Source organism: Arsukibacterium tuosuense, from assembly GCF_900215315.1.
Classification (GTDB): domain Bacteria; phylum Pseudomonadota; class Gammaproteobacteria; order Enterobacterales; family Alteromonadaceae; genus Alishewanella; species Alishewanella tuosuense.
In genome coordinates, this window is sequence record NZ_OBEB01000009.1 from 86,004 (window position 1) to 108,243 (window position 22,240).

Below are 22,240 nucleotides of genomic sequence, written 5' to 3' on the forward strand. Positions count from 1 at the left end.
TATGGACAGTGCTACGCCAGACTGGTTTGACTGCGGGGTAAACCTGTTCAGTGCTCAGTTTGCCGGCTCTGAGCAACAAGTCTGGCTGCGGGCGCAACAGGCAGGTGTCAGCAATATGCTGCTGATTGGCTCTGATATTACAGAAAGCCTGCTTAATCAGCAGTTCTGTCTTTCGCACCGGGGTTGTTACACTACCGCTGGTGTGCATCCGCATCAGGCAGGCAATGTCGCCGCAGACTGGCTGGTGCAACTTAACAACCTGTTGGCGCTGCCGGCCGTGGTCGCAGTTGGCGAGTGCGGCCTCGATTTTAATCGCGACTTTTCTCCCAGACCAGTGCAGCAACAGGTATTTGCCAGTCAGTTGCAACTGGCGAAACAACGACAAAAACCGGTTTATCTGCACGAACGAGATGCTTTTAGCACTCAGCTGGCCATGTTAACAGAACAGCATATAAATCGTGGTGTTGCTCACTGTTTTACCGGCGATAGCAGCCAGCTGAAAGCCTACCTCGATTTAGGCTTATACATTGGCATTACCGGCTGGGTTTGTGACGAACGTCGCGGCCAGAGCCTGCAACAAGCTATCAGCTATCTGCCGCTGGATCGGATCCTGCTGGAGACAGACGCACCTTACTTGCTGCCACGTACCCTGAAACCCCGCCCCAAACATAATGAGCCAGCGTTTATACCGGCTATTGCGGCTGAAGTTTGCCGCCTGAAAAATATCGATAGTCAGCATCTGGCAGCCGCCTGCGCCGCCAATGCCCGTCGACTATTCAGTCTAAGTGGAGTAGCGGCATGAGCAGTTTACTCTGGCTGGCAGCCGGTGCCATAGCCGGCGCCTTGCTAACTGCGGCGGTCATGGCATGGCATTGGCGCCGCTGGCAAAGACAACATACTGAACAACTTGAAAGCAGTATCCAGAGTCATAATCTGGAACTGCAAATAGCCCTGGATGAGCTGGCTGAAAAGAACCGGCTACTTGAGCAACAAAATATGCTCGATACCTTAAGCGGCATTTATAATCGTGCCTGTTTTGACAAACGTTTAAACAATGAGCTAAAGCGTAGCCGGCGGGAAAAAACCACGTTAGGTCTGGTATTTGTGGATATCGACCACTTCAAAAAAATTAATGACACCCACGGCCATTTAGCCGGCGATGCCGCTATTCAGCAAATAGCCAGCGCATTGGCTGCCAGTTTGAAACGCAGCAGCGATGCGGTATTTCGTTATGGCGGTGAAGAATTCGCCTTGCTGCTACCAGGTACTGAACTATCCGGCTGTATTGAACTGGCAGAGCACGTCCGGCAGAAAATCAGCGCCACACCAATCGAGATTGGCTCGCTTAGCTTGACGGTAACGCTGAGCGCCGGTTGTTATGCAGCAGTCGCTGACGCCAACACCTGCAGTAATGACTATATTGCTGCAGCCGACAGTGCACTCTACCAGGCTAAAAACCTGGGACGTAACCGCACGGCCAGTGCCAGTGCTATCGCTACCCCCATCATTCAGGAACCAGCAAATGAAAACTAACCGTTTTTTCCCGGCCAGCCGGCCCCGCCGGATGCGCGAGCACGACTTCAGCCGGCGATTAATGGCTGAACACCAACTTACGGTTGACGATTTAATATACCCAATGTTTATTATTGAAGGAAAAAACCAACGCGAAAGCATTGGTTCAATGCCCGGCATCGAGCGCTTAAGCCTGGATTTACTGGTAAGCGAAGCGAAAGAGCTGGTGGCATTGGGCATTCCGGCCATTGCCTTGTTCCCGGTGACGCCGGCCGACTGCAAATCACTTGAAGCAGAAGAGGCCTGGAATCCAGACGGCCTGGCTCAGCGTGCCGTGCGACTGCTGAAACAACATACCCCTGAGCTCGGCATTATTACCGACGTAGCTCTCGACCCTTTTACCACCCATGGCCAGGACGGCATTATTGATGAGCATGGCTATGTTCAGAATGACATCACTACCGCTGCACTGGTAAAACAGGCGTTATCACATGCCGAAGCCGGCGCAGACATTGTCGCGCCCTCGGATATGATGGATGGCCGGATTGGCGCTATTCGCGAAGCCCTGGAAGAAGCAGGTTTTGTTAATACCCGTATTCTGGCGTACTCGGCTAAGTATGCGTCCAGCTATTATGGGCCGTTCCGGGATGCTGTCGGCTCTGCTGCCAATTTAAAAGGTGGCAACAAGAAGAACTATCAGATGGATCCGGCCAACAGTAACGAAGCGCTGCACGAAGTGGCCATGGATCTGGAAGAAGGCGCCGATATGATCATGGTTAAACCCGGCATGCCCTATCTGGACATTGTGCGCCGGGTAAAGGACGAATTTGGGGTGCCGACTTTTGCTTATCAGGTCAGCGGCGAATATGCCATGCATATGGCAGCGATTCAGAATGGCTGGCTGGCAGAGCAACCTGTGGTGATGGAATCACTATTAGCTTTTAAACGGGCCGGGGCCGATGGCATTCTGACTTATTTTGCCAAAAAAGCGGCGATTTGGTTAAAGCAAGCTCAGGATTAACAGCCTTAGCCTGCAGCTACAGTATCACCAGAGCGGGCAATAGCCAGTTCTATCAGTAGCGGCAGATGGTCTGACGCTACTTTGGCCTGGTATGAGCCGGGAATTTCCACTGCAGTCACCTCAACGTCGTCACTGACATAAATATGGTCAATTCTAATGGCAGCAAAGCGACTGGGGAAGGTTCCCCTTGGCCGGTGACCTTCCGGCAATGTCTGGGCGTCGGTCATTTTCTGCCCCAGCCTGCGGCACACTTCTGAACCGGGTTGCGCATTCAGGTCACCACAAAATATAACCGGCCCGGTGCAATCCGGATGGCCCAGCCAGTCGTCCGACAGCAGGGCATCAATTTGCGCCAACCGCTCGCGCGATTGCAGCCCCAAATGGGTATTAATAATATTTATCTGCTGGCCATGCAGTTCTACTGTTGCCCAGATAGCCCCCCGTGGCTCCAGTTTTGGCTTATTGGCCAGCCCGGGCAGCGCACCTGCTTTTACCAGCTTCAGCGGCAAGTGGGTTAAAATGGCATCACCATACTTTTCTTCAGCCAGATGCATCGCCGGATGAAAATGAAATTCCATTTCCAGATAGCGGGCAATCAGCTCGGCCTGATCCAGGCCCTGAGTACGATCACGGCCAACATCCAATTCCTGCAATACCACGACATCAGGTTTGACCTGGGCGATGACTCTGGCAATCCGTTCTATATCAATTTTGCCATCCAGACCGATACAGCTGTGGACGTTGTAGGTCATCACCCGCAGGCTGTCACAGGACATCTTATTAGCGCCAGACCGGCCAGCAGGCTTGGTTGCCCGACCCAGTTGCTGCAACGCGGCATGATAAATATCAGATGGCCTGATATAGCCATAGGGCGTGGCAGGCAATACCACATCTTCCGGCAACAAGGCAAAACCGTGAGTTTCGGCTGGCGTAGCGCCGGCATGGGCACCGTTTTCATCGGCAAATGACTGCGCCTGCACGCCTTTGCGCCAGCCCATAATCACCAAATCGCCGGCATTGGGGTGCTGGCACAGCCGCAAGATATCCTCACTGACACTGTCCAGAAAAGGATGGTCAGCACCAAATACTGCCGCTTTATCTGCCGGCAGATAAAACTCGCCGTCGGCAGTGGTTGCCCGCACCCGATCAGGCCCTGTAACCACTAACACCAGTGGTACGTTATGCTCACTGGCCAGCGCTGTCGCCAACAGCCTGCTGTCGGCCTCTGACAGCGGTGCTGGCGCGTAGATGTGGCCCACCGGGCCCTGTGCTGCAACTTTGATCTCATTTTCGCCGGCAGCATTGTCATAACCATTATTAACAGCGAACAGTCGCTGCACTTTGTTGCCCCCCAGCAGTCTGGCCCGCTGGGTATGCACGCTGCCGGTAACCTGATGCTGAAACTGCCGGGGCGTTGCGGTGAGTTTTTCAAAGCTTAAATCAATCGCCTGCTGCAACGGGTAACCCTGCATCTGATGATATGGCGTCACTTTCGCCTGGCCATGGTCAGAATAAAGCCATACCTGATAGCTGCGCCACTGCGAACGGTGCGCGGCACGCCACAACCGGGCAATGCTGTCATCAATCCCTTTCAGGGTCCAGTGCGCGAACAAAGAAGAGGGCCCGCGCCGGTGCGATTGTTCGTCATAGCCCAGCAAATTAATATGCACCACCGGCAGGCCCCGCGCGATATCCATTTTTCCGCCAATAACACAAAGCTCCCGCAACACAATAGATACCGCAACCCGGGCCGGGATGAATTTTAATTCGCTGAGAAAATCCTGGCCTTTAATAAGGCCACGGCAAAAATCGACTATTGCCAGACCCAGCTCCAGAAAAAACAACGCGACGACCCGCACGGCACTGTACAAATTACTTAAAATAAGCCCTAACAATACCAACGGGTTAGCAGCACGCAGCGCGGCGCCCCAGCCCATTGTTGCAGCGCAAAAATGTGATTCAGCGGCACCGCCGGTATAAATATTGGAATAGGCACTGCCGTCTTGTAGCAGCGCAACCTCGCTTTGTTGTTGCAGCCCCTGCTCCACCTTGGCAGCGGTATCCGGTTGCAGCATCCGGACAATTTCGCCGGTTTGGCGGTCTCGAAAAGAAAAGGCCGGCACCGCCGTTTTCACCCCATAGAACAGTTCAGCCTGCACCGCAGGTGTAGTAGCCGGTAAACCACTGTAGTGCGCCTGCAGTTTATAATGTTCCCGCTGCAGCAGCCGTTGCAAAAAAGGCATTTTGCCGCGTTTCAGTGCCTGCTGTAACTGCGGCTGTGACAACCCATCAATCTGAATCATAAGCAGGCCGGAGCGCACGCCGGAACCATGCGACACCGGCAACCGCAACAGTTTTATAAACCAGTGGCTACGACTAAGACTGCGTCTTAGCCAACGAAACCATACCTCAACCCGACTGATCATAAGTTCTCCGGACTGTATTGATCGATAAATACATAAAACTGATAAATTAACCAGATACGGTCACTGTGTATGTCTATCACTTTTTACTGTCAGCCAGTTTACTGTCAGTAAATAAACCACTGCCCACAGCCGAGGTGCCCGCCCCTGCTACACTGCTTAAAATGTCCCATTCAGCTTTAATCCATGCCAGCACATCTTCCCAGTCTCTTTCCGTTTTAGTGTTGGCAGGCTTACGGTCCAGAACCGAGCGAAAACAGAGCAGCGCCCGGGCAGCCGAACGCGACATGGCAAATGCCTCCGCGGTGAGGTGAGCTCCCTTTCGCAGCGCCGTCAGCTGGTTGGGGTGATCAATTAGCTGACACAACGCGGCTGCCAACGTCTGGGGATCTTTCTGCTGCAACAGAAGGCCGTTAGTTGCATTATCAACCACTTCCCGCACCCCGGGAGCGTCAAACGCCACCACCGGCAAACCAGCGGCCATCGCTTCCGTTATTACCATGCCCTGGGTTTCACTGGCCGAGGCAAACGCAAACAGATCCATTGCATGTAATGCATCAGTAAGCTGCTGTTGTTGCAGGATGCCTGCGATATGCAATCGGTCAGCAACACCGGCTTGTGCAAATACATCACGAATAGTCTGCTCAGACGGCCCCGACCCCACAACCAGAAAGTGGCTTGATGGCCGGGCGCAAACCGCATCTGCTACTGCCCTGGCTAATACCTCAAGGTTTTTTTCCGGCGCCAGCCTGCCCAGATGGCCAATAACGAAGGCATCTGAGGCAATGCCCATTTGCTGGCGTACCTTATCACCATCACCATCAGCAAATTTTTCCAGATACACACCAGTGGGGATAACTTCTATCGGGCTGGTAACGCCGCGTTGCTGCAATAAGTCAGCAATACTCTGGCTCGGGGCAATCACCTGATCGCACAGGTTGGCATAACGGGTTGCCAGGGAAATAGCAAAATGCTGCATTGTCACGGAGTCACCCGGGACATAATGGGTGTACTGCTCATATAAAGTATGGTGAGTAAAAACCAAGGGTAATTTACGGTAACGGGCTGTGCGCAGTGCGCTCATCCCCAGCAGAAACGGATGCTGCGAGTGAACAATATCCGGCTTAAATTCATCAAGGATGTCGCTTAGCTGGTCATGAAACGGTAAGGCAACGGAAAAGTCTGAGGCATTAAAATTCTGAATCGCAGCAATCCGCACCACATCCAACTCATCTTTGGGCATATCGGCAAACTCCGGTGCCACTACTAATACCCGGTGCCCAAGCTTCCTGTATTCCATCACAAACGCCTCGACTGAACGCGCCACGCCACCAACATGCGGGGTATAAGTATTGGTAAAGATAACGATATTCATTTGTCAGTATTCCGTTTTTCTAACCTGACGATACCTGTCGCCGCAGCTGCTGTAGTAATGGTCCGGTAGCCGGGCAAACAAATTTCTAACGGTGGCCCCTCAGGCTTATGCCAGTTAGCCTGCCATTCCAGTACCGGCTGTTCATCCTGCTGCCGGGAAATCTGCAGGCTGATAGCACCAAAGCGGGTCGGTGCCGGGCCAAAACGGACAACATCACCTTGACCCAGCCAGCGCTCAGGCACACCACCTGCCAGTACCAGATGATCGCCTTCTTCGCGTACAAAACAATTTCGGATCATCAACAGCCATTCGGCTGCAGCCCAGACATGATGCCCATCGCCCATACAACCGCCGCCAGTACCGGGATGAATCGCCTCAGGCCACTGACCGGTTGGCGAAGCGAGCCCGGCTACCGCGTCCATTAACACCAGATAGCGGGGGTCATTGGCCCGCAGCAGAATCTGGGCGACATGCAGGGTTAAGTAGGCATTTAAACCTGAGTGAATCATATCCTGGTAGAACGCATCCTGAACAAAACAGCGTTTTAACAAAAATTCCACGGTATCCAGCAACCGCGGATCGTCAGGGCGACACAATTGCACCGGGTAACCGATAGCCAGCGAGCCTATGGCGCCGGCATCCAGCCGCCGGTAAGGTGATGCGGGCATACCCGGCCGCTTCAGCCGGCTGGCACACTGCTGCAGGCTGTTATCTATCGCAGTACTGAACTCAGCAGCTGCCTGAGTAAACTCTTGTTGCAGTTTTGGCTCGACATTTTTAAACAGCTCTGCTGCAGCCTTTAAGCCAGCAACTCCCCAGAAGTCGTCCCAGTAATAATAATCGTTTGGCCCCAGATGCTCGGCACTGAACCCGGCTGGTAACAAACCGGCGTGCGGCGCGTCAAGCTTGTCTGAAAGTCGCTTGTTGATAATCCAGCGTGCTCCTTTTTTTAGCGGACTATGCCAGTCGGCAGACAGATCGCGGCCGGTTAATTCAGCATACCGCTGCAGGATCCAGAGCACTTCGCCATTGGCGTCCCACTCTCCTTCCTGGGAACGAAAGTAGCCCAGCAAAGTTTGCCTGGCCGGGAATTGTTGCAAAGCGCGGGCAGCACGCTCAGTCAGGCCGGCGCAAAGTAAGGCATGAATAATAAAGGCGGCATCCCTGAACCAGAAACGTTTGTAGGTATAGGGGCCGGGATAAACATCCTCAGGTGAATGCAGGATCAGCGAACTTAGCGCAGCACCATATAAAAACTGATAATGCGGGTCCGGGCACGTCAGCTTACAACATTTTTCCTGCTCGGCCGGCCAGGCACCGGGTTGCAGCTTTGGCTGAGCCGCTGCGGTTAACGGCACTGACACTTCAACTTCATGCCAGTCATTGTCTGGCAATTTGAACAGGGCTGCCGCCGTCACCATCCCGACGTCACAGATGCCTTCGGCTTGCTGCTGCGCATCAGCAAGATGAATATACACATCACCTTGTTTGTAAGCAGACACATGGTAGCGGTCCGCCGGCTGGCTGAACTGAATCTGTTTATCCTCATCAACCAGCCACTGGTTGCGCTGCTCGTTCAATGCCACTTTATGAATAAAGCTGACACCCTCGGGGTTTTGCGGGCGCAAGGCCAGCACCAGATAACCGGGCTTATCCGCTTTCGCCCTCAGGCGCATTTTCAGCACCGGCACGCCTTCTTCAAGCACTACCCAGGCTTTGTTCTGCAAGGTCATACCCTGCTGGCTGGTGGTGGTGGAAATACTGACATCACCTGCAACGGTCAGTTGCTGCTGACACTCGTTAAGGCGCGATGGCAGCAGACATTCGCCCTGCTCAGGCATTATCCAGCCATCCAGTGACCAGCTATCCAGAAACGGCGTTAACAGGCCGCGTGGGTCAACAATGGGTAGTTCAGGACAATCCGGGTAGCCAATCGCCGTCCAGTTGCGGTGGGTCAGGTTAATATGGGTAATTGAGAAGGCCCGTGGAATAAACGATTTATCACAGGGGTCAAACTGACGCTCAATCCAGTATGGCCATACCCAATCCAGGTTATGCTGGATAACCCTGCTGTTAATTAAGCCCCGTGCGTGAAATACTACGCCAGCGCGCAGCAGCTCGATAGGCTCTCCTACCTCAGAGGGCTGAGCAAAATTATGCAGTTTCGCCAGTAATGCCACCGGATCAATAAAGCCATTTTTGTGGGCGACATAACGCACCACATAGCGCCAGGGTAACCACTTTAACCAGGTCATACCTTAGGCTCCTTTTTAGTGTCTTGTGCGGTATATTTGGCCAGCGCCCTGTTGGCCAGGCGGTTCAGATAAATGACAACCGCCACCGCCGCCATAAAACCACCAAGGTACAGGGCCCACTCCCAGCCAGAGCGCTGCTGCTGACCCAACTCAAAAGTGGTAATATCAGCGATCAGCGATCCCAGATACACGTTATGAACGGTAAACGGGATAAATCCGAGTAAAGAGCCGGCAATATAACCGCGTAAAGAAAACTGAGTTAAACCAAAAAAATAATTGGATATCTTGCTGGGGAAAAATGGGATCAGCCGGGTCAGCAAGACGATTTTCCAGTCATTTTTACTAAGTTCATCATTAACCAGCTGCAACCTGGCCCGGGCCATAATAAATTGTCTGGCGCGCTGGCCAAAGGTATAGCGGGCCAGCAGAAAAGCGATGGTGGCCCCCAGGGTGGTGCCCAATACCACATATATCGTGCCTGGTACCACCCCAAACACAAAGCCGGCACCTACGGTAAACAAGGCGCCGGGTAGCAGTAACACCACCACCGCGGCCATAATCAGCATAAACAGTAACGGCGCCCAGGCTCCCTGCTGCTTAAACCACTGCAGCAAGTGTAGCACTTCGGTGTGCACGCCAAAGTACACCAGCAGCGCCAGCACCACGCCAACAAACAACACACTGCCTGCCATACCAAGGATAGCAGTCTTAGTACTGCTTTTTTGCTGCGGCTTAGCCGCTGGCTTGCTGTTGTCAGGCTCGGGCATCAATATCATTACTCCTCAGGTTCTATGGTCTGCAGAATGGTCCGCAAGGCTTTGAAATTCTCAGGCTCGCTGGCATCGTGGGCTGCATGCGGGGTAATTGACAACCGGGCCTGATTAACTGATGCGGCCAGTTGCCACGCTGAACCACAGGGACAAATAGTGTCATAGCGGCCCTGCACAATATCAATTGCTATGTCCTGCAATCTTGCGCTGTGGCGCAGAATAAAATCTTCTTCAATAAAACCATGGTTGTTAAAGTAGTAGCTGGCCAGTTGCGCCATCGGTAAACTGACAGCCGGTTCAGAAAACTCCGCAATTTTCTGTTTATCAGGGGTTAAAAATGAATTGACCGCTTCCCATCTGGCCCAGCTTACTGCCGCTGCCTGTTGCTGCCGGGTACTGCCAGTGCTCAGCAATCGGAAATAAGCCGCTACCGGTCTGTCTGGCTGGTCGATAGCATCAATAAAATGCTGATATTCATCCGGGTACAGCTGGTTAGCGCCCTGCCGGTAAAACCAATTCAGTTCCTGCTCCCGGCATAAAAAAATTCCCCACAGGATTAACCGTGATACCCGCTGCGGGTTATCAATAGCATAGAGCAAACTGAGCGTACTGCCCCAACTTCCTCCCACCAGAATAAATTGCTCAATAGCCAGCGCACTGCGCAACTGCTCAATATCGGCAATCAGCTGTGCCGTGGTATTGGCATGCAGCCGCTCGGTATACTTGCTGCGACCACAACCACGTTGATCAAAATAAATCACCGGCCGGCGCAGCCCGGCAAACAGTTGCTTGTCGGCCTCACGGACACCCGCGCCCGGGCCACCATGGACAAACAGCAGGGGAGTAGCACTGCGGATATCGCCCTGGATCTGGTAGTAAAGCTGATGGCCATCGCCAACGTTAAGATACGGCATCTGTCCACTCCATTGCCGCTATTTATGTCGCCACCCAATTGCCGGCATCGTTTTTATGATACTTTTGCTTGACCGCTGCCCAGGCAACTTTGTGTGCCACTTCCTCCCGGCTGTCATTTCCGTCGCGTTGTTCCGGGTCTTTATAGTCATCCCATGCACTGTTAAAGGCTGCCTGATATATTTCCTGAGCATGTTTGGGTAAGTTATCCTGCACTGAATCCGGCAATTCACTGCGTTTGTCGTATGGCATAGAACCTCTCCTGCTGGCTGTTAGTTCCACTAACTGGTGCTGGTGTTGTTAACAGAATGCAAAAGCAAAGCACGTGCCAGCTTTAAAAAAACCGCCATCAGGTAGGTTGGCGTCAAAATTGCAACCTCAGACAATCTGAGCGACAGTGCGGTGCAACTCTGAAGTAGCACAACCTGAAGCATTACAACTTTAAGTAGTGTAATCCCGGAAACGGCAAGCATCGTCCCGAAAATTGTTTTTTTCTAAACCAAATAAAGGAGATCGTTATGAAATTACGGATTTTTTCATTGTCAGTCATTGCCACAGGCTTGTTAGTGGCTTGCAGTCCGGATCCCGGCCCGACTAACAGACCGGCCAATGAAGCTACCCCTGTAGCCGAACAGCCCCGCACCCCTGCTGCAGAGTCAGATGCAAATACAGATGCGGAACCGCTGATTGTCTATATGAACCGGGTGACTCCGGATGAAGTAGGGGCCGGAGCCGGCACCATTTCAGTCAGACAAAGCGCAGAAGGCCTGGTGTTCACGCCAAATCTTATGGGGCTAACGGCGGGTAAGCATGGTTTTCACATCCACCAGAACCCAAGCTGCGAGCCGGAAATGCAAGACGGTAAAAAAGTCGCTGCCGCCGCGGCCGGTGGTCATTATGACCCGACTAACGCCGGCAAACATACCGGGCCAGAGGGCGATGGTCATAAAGGCGATTTACCAATGATCGAAGTGAATAGCGCGGGCGTTCAGCAGCAGGTTACCATCAACGGCTTAACCTTGGATGATCTGCAGAATCGCTCGCTGGTCGTGCACGAGCGCCGTGACGATTACGCCACTGATCCGGCGGGTGACAGTGGTGCCCGTATTGCCTGCGGCGTGACCAAATAATCCGCAATAATTACAGAGGGTCCCGGTAATATTTACTGATAACGGCTGGCGGCAGTGGCTATTTAATCAGCAACTGCCAACCAGCCTGCTGCTGGTATTGCACTTCCTGTTCTAACTCTGCCCGCATTAACGGATGTTGCTCCAACCAGTTGGCAGGCATTTGTAGGGTAAGGGTTTCTGCTTTAGTGGTCATTTTAACTTCAGGCAATACTTCGTGCCGACGGCGCATCGACAGAATAACTGCCAGCCGCAAAATGCGGGTCAGCCGCACCGTCAACAACACTGAGGTCATGGTTTGGCGGGCAATTACTTCGCGGCTGATGTCGGCCCGATGATTGTACACCAGCGCCATAACCAGTTGTTGCTGCGCCCGGGTAAAGCCCGGTAAATCAGAATGATTGATAATATAAGCACCGTGGTGATGATGATTTTTATATTCAATCAATAAGCCAAGCTCATGCAATAACGCGCCGGAGCGTAACATGCTGTGGCCTTCAAATTTGTCCAGGTCCCAACGATGTTGTAACTGCCCGGCAAGCTCAACCGCCATATCAGCCACCCGCTCGGCATGGCGCTGATCAATGAAATATCGCACCATCAGGCTGGCAACAGTACGGTTGCGTACATCACTGTGCTGTAACTGAGGCAGCATGCTGTACAACACGCCTTCGCGCAGAGCACCACCTGACAAGGTCATACCATGGATCTGCAATGTCCGAAACAACGCCACCAGTATTGCTAAACCAGAGGCGAAAACCTGTTTACGTTCCTGGGCCAGGCCAATAATGTTCAGCTGAGATATCGGACCGCAGGCCATGGTCTGCTGCATAATGTCCTCAAGCTTACCCAAAGTAATCACTTCGTCTTTGCCCTGGGCGACCAGAATTTCCTGCACTGCCTGTACCGTCCCCGACGCGCCAACTGCAATTTGCCAGCCTTTCGCCAGAAACTCAGCACTAATCGGTGCTATTTGCTCAGTGGCAGCCTGGATAGCCTGGTTAAAATTATCTTCGCTTAGTTCGCCATCACCAAAATAGCGTTCCAGATAGGTAACACAGCCCATATTCAGACTGGCCAGCAGTTCAGGAGTAAAGCCCCGCCCCACCACCACTTCCGTGCTGGCACCACCAATATCAATCACTAAACGGTTAGAGTCACAATTAGAGGTATGAGCGACACCCAGGTAGATAATCCGGGCTTCATCGGCACCGCTGATCACCTGCACCTTCTGGCCCAGGATAACTTCAGCTTCTTTCAGGAAGGATTTTACATTTTGGGCTAACCGCAAGGTGGCGGTGCCCACTATCCGGATATTGGCAGCAGGAATATCCTGCAGGCGCTCAGCAAACAACGCCAGGCATTCCCAGCCCCGTTTCATCGCTTTGCGACTTAACACTAAATTATCATTTAAACCAGCAGCCAGGCGAACTTTGCGTTTTACCCGGCCTATTACCTGTACCGAGCCGCCAACCACCTTGACCATCAGCATGTGAAAGCTGTTAGAACCAAGATCGATCACCGCATAGATATCGCTATGCGGTGAGGTGTCGCTCAGCAGTTCGCCTGTTACCAGCGGCTCAGCGTTAGCGGGGCCGGCTGCGGGGATTTCTCGGGCCATTACTGCTGCGTCCACTGTTGCCTCGGCCCGGACCACTGCGAGCCTGGCCCGGACGACGACGCACCCGTGGTTTAGGCACTGTCAGATCATCAAGCAAGGCATTTGCATCATACTGAGTTAAAGCTATCGGGTGTTTAATATAATCTTCAATAGCGGTTAAGTTCAGAGCATAACGCTCGCAGGCAAAGCTAATGGCCTTACCGCTTTCACCGGCCCGGCCGGTACGGCCAATCCGGTGCACGTAGTCTTCGCAATCATCAGGTAAATCGTAATTAAAAACATGGCTGACTTTCGGTATATGCAAGCCACGGGCAGCGACATCGGTTGCCACCAGAATATCCAGTTTACCGGTGGTAAAGTCATCCAGAATTTTCAGGCGCTTCTTCTGAATGACATCGCCGGTCAGCATCCCCACCCGATGACCGTCTGCTTCCAGCCAGGCATACACATCTTCACAGGCGTGCTTAGTGTTGGCAAAGACAATAGCCTTATCAGGCCAGTCTTCTTCCATCAGCGTCAGCAAAAGCTTCATTTTATGCTCATGCGCCGGATAAAACAGCTCTTCACTAATCTGGCTGCCGGTCATTTCATCCGGTGCCACGTGAATATGAACCGGCTCGTTCATTTTCTCGAACGCCAGCTCCTGCACCTTGTATGACAAGGTGGCAGAAAACAATAAACTTAACCGCTCGGTAGCCGGTGGCATCCGGTTAAACATAAACCGGATATCTTTGATAAAACCTAAATCGAACATCCGATCGGCTTCGTCCAGCACTACAACCTGAATTTGATCAAGGTCATACAGCCCCTGCTTTAAATAATCTATCAGGCGACCGGTGGTGCCAATTAAAATATCTACACCCTGCTCGAGCAACTGCCGTTGAGAATCATAACCCTCGCCACCATATATTAAACCAAGCCGCATATTGGTTTTCTGAGCAAGTATAACGGCATCATTATGGATCTGTACGGCCAGTTCCCGCGTAGGAGCCATAATGATAGCGCGCGGCTGACCAGAACCTTTAGGTTCATGGTTAAGCAAGTAATGAAAAGTTGCAGTTAAAAAAGCCAGGGTTTTACCGGTACCGGTTTGGGCCTGACCCGCTATATCTTTGCCGGCCAGAGCCAGGGGTAAACACTGGGCCTGAATTGGCGTACAATAGCTGTAACCTTGCGCCGTTAAAGCGTCAAGAACCTGTGGTGCCAATGCGAAATCGGCGAATTTATGTGAGGTTAAGTGAGTTTTATTCATACCTGCCTAGCATAACTGTTACGCTTGCAATAAGAAACAGCCACGTTTAAATTGATAACACATTTTTGCAGTGTAACTGCACAGCCTGAACGGAGAAATAGATGAGCGAACAAATTTTACAGGTTTCTGACGACAGTTTTGAAGCTGATGTTTTAAAAGCCGAAGTGCCGGTACTGGTCGACTTCTGGGCAGAATGGTGTGGCCCTTGTAAAATGATCGCACCTATTCTGGAAGATGTTGCGGCGGAATACAGTGGTAAAGTCAGCATCGCCAAGGTGAATATTGACCAGAACCCGAATACCCCGCCAAAATTTGGTATTCGTGGCATTCCAACCTTACTGTTATTTAAAAATGGTCAGGTTGCGGCGACTAAGGTCGGCGCCTTGTCGAAAACCCAATTAAAAGAGTTTTTAGATAGCAATATCTGAAAATGACAGGAAAAGGCGTATTTTTGTACGCCTTTTTACTGTTCGCTGCTGGACGTCTCAAACAACTGCTGCTATTGTGTGGCTAAGCAAATATCTTAAACCACGCTTGTCTGTCGAATAAACCAACTTCCAAACCTTTATTATCGAGCCGATAAGCATTTTCTGTTTTTACCAACAAGAACCCATCAAACTATGCATTTAACAGAACTGAAACTGAAACCAATTAGCGAACTGGTTGATTTGGCCGAGTCCATGGGCCAGGAAAACATGGCCCGCCTGCGTAAACAAGACATTATCTTCGCAATCTTAAAAGCCCACGCTAAAAATGGTGAAGAAATTTTCGGTGCAGGTGTGTTGGAGATTCTGCAGGATGGTTTCGGTTTTTTACGTTCGTCAGACAGCTCATACTTAGCCGGCCCGGATGATATCTATGTCTCTCCGAGTCAGATTCGTCGCTTTAATCTGCGCACCGGTGACAGCATTTCCGGCTTAATCCGGCCGCCAAAAGAAGGCGAGCGCTACTTCGCCCTGTTAAAAGTGAACGAAGTTAACTTTGGCCGGCCAGAGCAAGCCCGTAACAAAATTTTATTTGAAAACCTTACCGCGCTGCATGCTAACTCGCGACTACGGATGGAGCGCGGCAACGGCAGCCGGGAAGATATCACCGCCCGGGTGCTGGATTTAGCCTCACCGATTGGCCGTGGCCAGCGTGGCTTAATCGTGGCGCCGCCAAAAGCCGGTAAAACCATTTTGCTGCAAAACATCGCTCAGTCTATTGCCGCTAACCACCCGGAATGTGTGTTAATGGTGTTGCTGATTGACGAACGGCCGGAGGAAGTAACAGAGATGCAGCGCCTGGTGAAAGGTGAAGTTATTGCCTCTACCTTTGATGAGCCCGCCAGTCGCCATGTTCAGGTTGCTGAAATGGTGATAGAAAAAGCCAAGCGGCTGGTTGAGCACAAAAAAGATGTGATTATTCTGCTCGACTCAATTACCCGTTTAGCCCGCGCTTACAATACCGTGATCCCCAGCTCAGGTAAGGTACTAACCGGGGGTGTCGATGCCAATGCCCTGCACAAGCCTAAGCGTTTCTTCGGCGCGGCCCGTAATGTTGAAGAAGGCGGCAGTTTAACCATTATTGCCACCGCCTTAGTAGATACCGGTTCGAAGATGGATGAGGTTATTTACGAAGAGTTTAAAGGCACCGGCAACATGGAACTGCATTTATCGCGGAAAATTGCCGAACGTCGGATCTTCCCTGCCATCGACTTCAACCGTTCCGGTACCCGCCGCGAAGAACTACTGGCCTCGCCGGAAGAGCTGCAGAAAATGTGGATCCTGCGCAAAATTTTGCACCCGATGGACGAAAGCGACTGCATGGAGTTTTTAATCGATAAGTTGTCGATGACCAAAACCAACGACGAATTCTTCGACGCCATGAAACGGCAAAAATCGTAACTCCTGAAACCGGCCCCAGCGCCGGTTTTTTTATGGCTGTAATTTGTCGCTGTATAGCACACCCGATTTAAAAGTAACGAAAGGAAAACGTAACATGATCCCCCCTCGCATCGTAGTTGTTGGCGGTGGCGCTGGTGGCCTGGAACTGGCTACCCGGCTTGGTAACAAACTAGGCAGGAAAAAACGCGCCCACATCACTCTGGTCGATCGCAACCATACTCATATCTGGAAACCGCTGTTGCACGAAGTGGCTACCGGCACCCTTGATGTTGAAATTGATCAACTCAGCTACCGCGCTCACGCCGCCAGTCATCATTTCGATTTTCAGCTAGGTAATTTTACTAACATAAACCGCGAGCAACGCACGGTCACCCTGGCGGCCATTGCCTCAGCGGATGGTGAGCAACTGCTGGCCGAGCGCGAGCTCAGCTACGATTATCTGGTACTGGCCATTGGCAGCATTTCCAATCACTTTAATACCCCTGGTGTGGCTGAGCATTGTATATTTCTCGACAGCCCCGGCCAGGCTCATCGGTTTCAGCGCCGGTTGCTGGATGCCTATCTGAAGCTTAACTCACCACAGCATCCGAAAGAAAAACTAAACATTGCCATCGTCGGTGCCGGGGCAACCGGAGTAGAACTGGCGGCCGAGCTGTATCACGCCGCAGCAGAGCTGAACCTGTATGGCTTTGCCGATTTGCGCTCTGAGCGGCTGAATATTCATCTGGTTGAGGCAGGGCCGCGCATTTTGCCGGCGCTGCCGGCACGCATGGCTAACGCGGCCTTAAAAGAGTTGCAAAAGCTCGGGGTCGATGTCCGGGTCAGTACCCGGGTAACGGCCGCTGACGGTCATGGTTTACAACTGGGTGAGCAGCATCTGGACGCCGAGCTGATGGTATGGGCAGCCGGGATTAAGGCACCGGATTTTATGGCCAATTTGGCGGGACTGGAGACGAACCGCCTTAATCAGCTGGTGGTTAATTCAACTTTGCAAAGCAGCCGTGATGCCAGTATTTACGTTATCGGTGATTGTGCCGCCTGCCCGCTGCCAGATGGTAAATGGGTGCCTCCCCGGGCCCAGTCAGCGCATCAAATGGCCAGCCTGGTCGCCGCTAACCTTATCGCCAGCTTAAATAACCAGCCATTGCATGAGTTTAAGTATAAAGATCACGGCTCATTAATTTCATTAAGCCGCTTTGGTACCGTAGGCAGCTTAATGGGCAACCTGGTTGGCGGCGCTATGATGATCGAAGGTCGGATAGCCCGGCTGGCCTATATCTCGTTATACCGGATGCATCAGGTCGCCTTACATGGCTGGCTGAAAATGCTGGTTATTTCACTGGTTGCGCGCATTAACCGGATTGTCAGGCCACGACTTAAACTGCATTAACGCATCCTGCTGTAACTGGTTTATGTCAGTGCTCAGCCTGCGCCGGGCGCTGTCATCCAGCCAGCGCTGCATCGCGTCAATATAGGGCTGTTGTTGCCATAAATCTGGTAATAGCCGATCTATCGTTGCTATCGCTGCCTGGCCAACAGCATCTTTAGTGCAGGTTACATGGGACACACTGGCAATATTGGCATTGACGATAGCACGGTGTTCCAGCGTCGCCGCTTCAGGTAGTAGCTGGTTAAAATACTCCATTCGCTCCGGATACTCGACGACATAGTCTACCCTGCCGCTGAGCAACAACGCCGCCGCATTTACATCACCACTTAACGAATAGCTACTGAGGTTACTATCTGCTTGCTGCAACACCTGTAACACCGCATCGGGATAAAACCGGTTGGGTTGATACACCCCTGTTAGCTTTGGGTCCTGCGTCAGCTTTTCAATTACCACGCCATCAGGCAGATTTGCCTGATGCTCACTAAGCCGACCCTCGAGAAAGCCAACAGCCAGTGCAGGCCCTACCGCTATAGGTCTGGAAAACAGTCGGTTGCCCGCGCGTTGCTCTGAAAATAAGGTGCCAACGGTACAATTGGCAGTTTCGGCTTCCGTAAATACTTGTTCCAGCTTGGCCAGGCTGACCAGCCGTAACTGATGGTTAAACTCAGGCATTAACGTTGTTATTTGCTGATGCAATAAATCGAAAGTACCCTGGCCCTGATAGGGGCCATTAACAATTTGATGAGGAGGCCAGTCGGTCTGCAACCAGTTAAGCTGCGGCTTAGCCTGAACATTAAACGCCAGCAGTACAAATAAACTTCTTAATAACATAAGTAACCCCGATATTAACCGATTTAACTTTAGCCAATAACGGGACCGAAAGCTAGTTAGCCAATAGTATGATGCACCAATGGTAACCGGGTCGGATCTTCGATTGTCACAGTTAATGCCGCCAGATACTCCTGACAGGCAATAGCAGCAGCCTCTGTGCTGGCAGCATGCACCCTGGCCAGGCGATCACCCTGCTGCACCTTGCTGCCGTTACTGAGAATATCGCTATACCCCACCGCCGGATCAATCTGCTGACTGGGGTGTGAACGGCCGCCGCCTAAACGCACCACTGCCATCCCCAGGCCAACCGTATTGTGGTAATTAACATAACCGCTTTGCGGCGCAATAATATCCTGCACCACCGGCGCACTAGCTAAATACTGCTGTGGTTTTTCCAGCAAGTCGGCCGGGCCACCGAGCTCAGCCACCATTTTACTGAATATTTCTGCCGCTTTACCGGAACTCAGGCTGTGCTCCAGGGCGTTAATTGCCGCGGCTTTGTCTGAGTGCAGGCCGCTGAGCATCAACATATTGGCACCCAGCTCCAGGGTCAATTGATGTAGCCGTGGCTCGCGGTACTTACCGGTCAGGTAATCAAGGGTCTCCACTACTTCAAGTGCATTACCGGCGGTGCTGCCTAAAATCTGGTTCATATCGGTTATCAGCGCCCGGGTGGCCACACCCGCTCCGGTGGCGGTGTTAACAATGCTGGTGGCCAGCGCACTGGCATCCTGAGCGGTGGCCATAATAGCGCCATTGCCCACTTTGACATCCATGACCAACGCATCCAGGCCCTCTGATAACTTCTTCGACAGGATAGAAGCGGTGATCAGTGGTATCGACTCTACCGTGGCCGTGACATCGCGAATACCATACAAGCGGCGGTCGGCGGGCGCCAGCTCACTGCTCTGGCCGACGATAACGCAGCCCAGCTGCGGCAATAGCTGCTCAATCCGGCTTAGGCTTTGGGTACAGCTATAGCCTGGAATACTTTCCAGTTTATCAACCGTGCCGCCGGTATGGCCCAGGCCGCGGCCGGCTATGCTTGGCATAAAAGCGCCACAGGCTGCAACCATTGGCGCCAGCATCAGAGTGACTTTATCACCAACGCCCCCGGTGCTGTGTTTATCCACCACCGGGCCGTTCAGCCTGCCCTGCCAGTTCAGTACTGTGCCGGAATCGCGCATCGCCAGGGTCAGTTCGACAATTTCGCTAACCGCCATGCCATTTAAATAAATCGCCATTGCCAGCGCTGCTGCCTGGCTGTCGCTGAAACTGTCATCGGTTAGACCTTGCACAAACTGACGAATTTCAGCATGGCTTAAAGGCTTACCGTTACGTTTGGTTTTAATAATTTCCTGAGGTATAGCCATGGTTAGCTGTCCTTACTGATTTTTTCGCTGGCGGCCAGATAGGTGGGGGTAAAGGCATCTGGCAGCAATTGCTGCAGGCTCCAGCTTTGCTGCTGGCCTAAATGGTTGCTACTGGCAATGGGTGCGTCTGGCGTAAAAAACTCGGCAATTACCTGACGGCAAATACCACAAGGCGGGGTTAGCTTGCTCTGCGGGGTATACACCAGTAACGCCGCAAATTTGCGCTCGCCGGCAACAACCGCTGCCGCTATCGCGTTACGCTCGGCACAAACAGTACCGCCGTAGGAGGCGTTCTCTACGTTACACCCGGCATAAATTTTGCCACTTTCGGCCTGAATAGCCACGCCAACCGGGAACTGACTATAGGGGGCATAGGCCTGCTCTGAGGCCGCTTTGGCGGCAGCATTAAGCGCTGCCCAGTTAATTGCTGTCACGCTGGATAAACCTGCTTAATTACGGCCGTACAGTGTTGCCGTGAAATGGCTGCAGGTCAAGCCTGTGAGTTAATCATTTGTTAGTTAATCAAGGCGAAAGCGGTCTGCATCTAAATGTGCCGGAAATGCCTGGCGGTATTGGGCCAGGGCGCTGCCATCCAGGTTGGCGCTAAGCACGCCGGCCTCACCTTTGCTCAGACTAGCCGCTAGCTGGCCCTGATAATCGATTACTACGCTGTCACCACTGTAGTGAATATCGTTACCATCCTGACCTATCCGGTTAACCGCCAGCACAAAGGCCTGATTTTCAATGGCCCGGGCCACTAGCAGACTGCTCCAGGCATGACGCCGCGCTGCCGGCCAGTTCGCCACATAAATCAGCACGTCATAGTCGTTCAGATTGCGGCTAAATACCGGAAAGCGCAGGTCATAGCAGACCTGCAGGCAAAAGCGCAGGCCGCGCCAGCGCACGATAACCCGTTGCTGTCCGGCCTGATACGCCTGATGCTCGCCGGCCATCCGGAACAAGTGTTTTTTGTCGTAATAGCTGACAGCACCATCCGGCGTCACAAAATACAGCCGGTTAACATAGCCGCCAGCGGCAGTTTTCACCGCCAGCGAGCCGGTGATCGCCGCGTTTATCGCTTTTGCCTGCGCAGTTAACCAGGCTAAGCCGGGACCGGGCTCCTGTTCTGCTATTTCGGCGCTTTGCATACTAAAACCAGTGGTAAACATCTCTGGCAACACCACCAAATCGGTTACCGGCAACCCCGCTAACAGCTGGCTGAAATGGGCCAGATTGGCCTTGCTGTCCTGCCAGTGCAATGTGGTTTGTAACAGGCTGACTTTTACAGCTGACATAACACCTCCGCCGCCCGGTTTAAGGTTGCCGGCGTTTTCGCAAAACAAAACCGGATAAGCCGTGCATCGGTTGGCTGACGATAGAACACACTTAGCGGTATGGCCGCGACTTTATGTTCAATGGTTAACCAGCGGCAAAACTCCACATCGGCCAGCTCACTGACTGCACTATAATCTGCCAGCTGAAAATAGGTCGCTGCACTGGGTAACAACTGCAGCCGGCTGGAGCCTAATGCGCTGACAAACTGATCGCGCTTCTGGCGGTAAAACGCGGCCAGGCCGCTGACTTGTTCAGGGTGCATTGCCAGCATATCGGTAATGGCATATTGGGCCGGGGTAAAGCTGGAAAACGTGACGTACTGATGTATTTTCCGAAACTCAGCACTGAGTAGTGCCGGCGCCACACAATAACCCAGCTTCCAGCCGGTAACATGAAAGGTTTTACCAAAAGATGAGACAATAAAACTGCGCTCAGCCAATGCCGGATAACAGTGGGCACTTAACTGTGCAGCACCATCAAATACCATATGCTCATATACTTCGTCGCTGAGACAATACAAACCGTGCTGACATACCAGCTGCTGCAAGGCCTGCCAGTCGGCATCACTAAATACCGTGGCGGTCGGGTTATGTGGGCTGTTAACAATAATCAGTTTGGTGCGCGGGGTAATGGCCGCTGCAACCTGCTGCCAGTTAACGCTGAAATCCGGGACCTGCAAGTTCAGATGCACCGTACTGCCACCGGCCAGCTGCACCGCCGGAGTATAACTGTCGTAGGCCGGGTCGAACACTATTACCTCATCGCCGGGCTGCACCAGCGCCTGAATGGCCACAAACAGCGCCTCAGTCGCGCCCGAGGTAACAGTGATCTCATTGTCGGGGTTAATGCTGCGCCGGTAACAACGTTTTACCAGCTCACTGATTTGCTGGCGTAGCGGCAAAATACCCGGCATTGGCGCATATTGGTTGGCACCATGCTGGCTATGATAGGCCAGGCGCTGCAACAGGTAGTTATCTGGCGCAAAATCCGGAAAACCCTGCGATAAATTAATGGCTTGCTGCTCTGCGGCCAGCTGGCTCATCTGGCTGAAAATGCTGCTGCCCAGCTTTGCTAGTTTCGATTGTAAGGCCATATGCTCAGAAAAAGTTGCCAAAACCAGGGTGAATGCTATCATTCAGCCTGTTTTGTGTATAGAC

General features: G+C 52.5%; 20 protein-coding genes. 7 read left to right on the plus strand and 13 right to left on the minus strand.

Features of this window, described 5'->3' with window-relative positions:
• Position 1 precedes the first annotated feature (1 nt).
• Genes CRO03_RS16790 through hemB form a run of 3 tightly spaced genes read left to right on the plus strand, consistent with a single transcriptional unit; the run spans position 2 to position 2,533 of the window.
• On the plus strand, positions 2-802 hold the full coding sequence (locus CRO03_RS16790) for a TatD family hydrolase (protein ID WP_097112825.1): 801 nt from the start codon (positions 2-4) through the stop codon (positions 800-802).
• Positions 799-1,533, plus strand: a complete 735-nt coding sequence (locus tag CRO03_RS16795) for a GGDEF domain-containing protein (RefSeq protein WP_097112826.1) — start codon at positions 799-801, stop codon at positions 1,531-1,533. Before CRO03_RS16790 ends, CRO03_RS16795 begins: the two co-directional genes overlap by 4 nt.
• Positions 1,523-2,533, plus strand: coding sequence for a porphobilinogen synthase (gene hemB, locus CRO03_RS16800; RefSeq protein ID WP_097112827.1), 1,011 nt, complete (start codon positions 1,523-1,525; stop codon positions 2,531-2,533). The genes CRO03_RS16795 and hemB overlap by 11 nt, the downstream gene beginning before the upstream one ends.
• Before the next feature lie 5 nt (positions 2,534-2,538).
• Here the strand turns inward: hemB and CRO03_RS16805 are convergent, their stop codons facing one another.
• The 6 genes from CRO03_RS16805 to CRO03_RS16830 form a co-directional block, all read right to left on the minus strand.
• Positions 2,539-4,959: an endonuclease/exonuclease/phosphatase family protein gene (locus tag CRO03_RS16805; RefSeq protein WP_097112828.1), complete on the minus strand. Its 2,421-nt coding sequence runs from the start codon at positions 4,957-4,959 to the stop codon at positions 2,539-2,541.
• Positions 4,960-5,035: 76 nt separating this feature from the next.
• Entirely contained in the window at positions 5,036-6,331 is a 1,296-nt protein-coding gene (locus CRO03_RS16810; RefSeq protein ID WP_097112829.1) for a glycosyltransferase, read from the minus strand.
• Complete coding sequence (locus CRO03_RS16815; protein ID WP_097112830.1) at positions 6,328-8,586, minus strand: hypothetical protein; 2,259 nt, start codon at positions 8,584-8,586, stop codon at positions 6,328-6,330. The genes CRO03_RS16810 and CRO03_RS16815 overlap by 4 nt, the downstream gene beginning before the upstream one ends.
• Positions 8,583-9,362, minus strand: coding sequence for a TVP38/TMEM64 family protein (locus CRO03_RS16820; RefSeq protein WP_212682444.1), 780 nt, complete (start codon positions 9,360-9,362; stop codon positions 8,583-8,585). The genes CRO03_RS16815 and CRO03_RS16820 overlap by 4 nt, the downstream gene beginning before the upstream one ends.
• Positions 9,362-10,270, minus strand: a complete 909-nt coding sequence (gene pip, locus CRO03_RS16825; protein ID WP_097112831.1) for a prolyl aminopeptidase — start codon at positions 10,268-10,270, stop codon at positions 9,362-9,364. The genes CRO03_RS16820 and pip overlap by 1 nt, the downstream gene beginning before the upstream one ends.
• A gap of 22 nt (positions 10,271-10,292) precedes the next feature.
• On the minus strand, positions 10,293-10,520 hold the full coding sequence (locus CRO03_RS16830; RefSeq protein WP_097112832.1) for a ChaB family protein: 228 nt from the start codon (positions 10,518-10,520) through the stop codon (positions 10,293-10,295).
• Positions 10,521-10,786: 266 nt separating this feature from the next.
• Between CRO03_RS16830 and CRO03_RS16835 the strand changes: the two genes are divergently transcribed.
• Positions 10,787-11,398 carry a superoxide dismutase family protein gene (locus CRO03_RS16835; RefSeq protein WP_097112833.1) on the plus strand — a complete coding sequence of 204 codons (612 nt, stop codon included), beginning with the start codon at positions 10,787-10,789 and terminating at the stop codon, positions 11,396-11,398.
• A gap of 58 nt (positions 11,399-11,456) precedes the next feature.
• On the opposite strand, the gene gppA is transcribed toward CRO03_RS16835, so the two are convergent.
• Entirely contained in the window at positions 11,457-13,016 is a 1,560-nt protein-coding gene (gppA, locus tag CRO03_RS16840; RefSeq protein WP_212682445.1) for a guanosine-5'-triphosphate,3'-diphosphate diphosphatase, read from the minus strand.
• A complete protein-coding gene (rhlB, locus tag CRO03_RS16845; protein ID WP_097112834.1) occupies positions 12,982-14,268 on the minus strand; it encodes an ATP-dependent RNA helicase RhlB in 1,287 nt (428 codons plus the stop codon). The genes gppA and rhlB overlap by 35 nt, the downstream gene beginning before the upstream one ends.
• Before the next feature lie 101 nt (positions 14,269-14,369).
• Between rhlB and trxA the strand changes: the two genes are divergently transcribed.
• The 3 genes from trxA to CRO03_RS16860 all read left to right on the plus strand — a co-directional run bounded on the left by trxA (position 14,370) and on the right by CRO03_RS16860 (position 17,544).
• Positions 14,370-14,696 (plus strand): thioredoxin TrxA, encoded by a 327-nt coding sequence (trxA, locus tag CRO03_RS16850; RefSeq protein WP_097112835.1) that lies wholly within the window; start codon positions 14,370-14,372, stop codon positions 14,694-14,696.
• Positions 14,697-14,888: 192 nt separating this feature from the next.
• On the plus strand, positions 14,889-16,154 hold the full coding sequence (gene rho / locus CRO03_RS16855) for a transcription termination factor Rho (protein WP_097112836.1): 1,266 nt from the start codon (positions 14,889-14,891) through the stop codon (positions 16,152-16,154).
• Between the two features lie 94 nt (positions 16,155-16,248).
• Positions 16,249-17,544, plus strand: a complete 1,296-nt coding sequence (locus CRO03_RS16860) for an NAD(P)/FAD-dependent oxidoreductase (protein WP_097112837.1) — start codon at positions 16,249-16,251, stop codon at positions 17,542-17,544.
• Here the strand turns inward: CRO03_RS16860 and CRO03_RS16865 are convergent.
• The 5 genes from CRO03_RS16865 to CRO03_RS16885 all read right to left on the minus strand — a co-directional run bounded on the left by CRO03_RS16865 (position 17,491) and on the right by CRO03_RS16885 (position 22,218).
• Positions 17,491-18,375, minus strand: coding sequence for a hypothetical protein (locus tag CRO03_RS16865; RefSeq protein ID WP_097112838.1), 885 nt, complete (start codon positions 18,373-18,375; stop codon positions 17,491-17,493). The genes CRO03_RS16860 and CRO03_RS16865 overlap by 54 nt on opposite strands.
• Positions 18,376-18,431: 56 nt before the next feature.
• Positions 18,432-19,748: a thymidine phosphorylase gene (gene deoA / locus CRO03_RS16870; RefSeq protein ID WP_097112839.1), complete on the minus strand. Its 1,317-nt coding sequence runs from the start codon at positions 19,746-19,748 to the stop codon at positions 18,432-18,434.
• Between the two features lie 2 nt (positions 19,749-19,750).
• The gene (locus tag CRO03_RS16875; protein ID WP_097112840.1) at positions 19,751-20,182 is read right to left on the minus strand and encodes a cytidine deaminase; all 432 of its coding nucleotides are present in this window, start codon (positions 20,180-20,182) and stop codon (positions 19,751-19,753) included.
• An 84-nt stretch (positions 20,183-20,266) separates the two neighbouring features.
• Positions 20,267-21,043 carry an amidohydrolase gene (locus CRO03_RS16880; RefSeq protein ID WP_097112841.1) on the minus strand — a complete coding sequence of 259 codons (777 nt, stop codon included), beginning with the start codon at positions 21,041-21,043 and terminating at the stop codon, positions 20,267-20,269.
• Positions 21,031-22,218 carry a methionine aminotransferase gene (locus CRO03_RS16885; protein WP_281256399.1) on the minus strand — a complete coding sequence of 396 codons (1,188 nt, stop codon included), beginning with the start codon at positions 22,216-22,218 and terminating at the stop codon, positions 21,031-21,033. Before CRO03_RS16885 ends, CRO03_RS16880 begins: the two co-directional genes overlap by 13 nt.
• Positions 22,219-22,240: the final 22 nt, after the last annotated feature.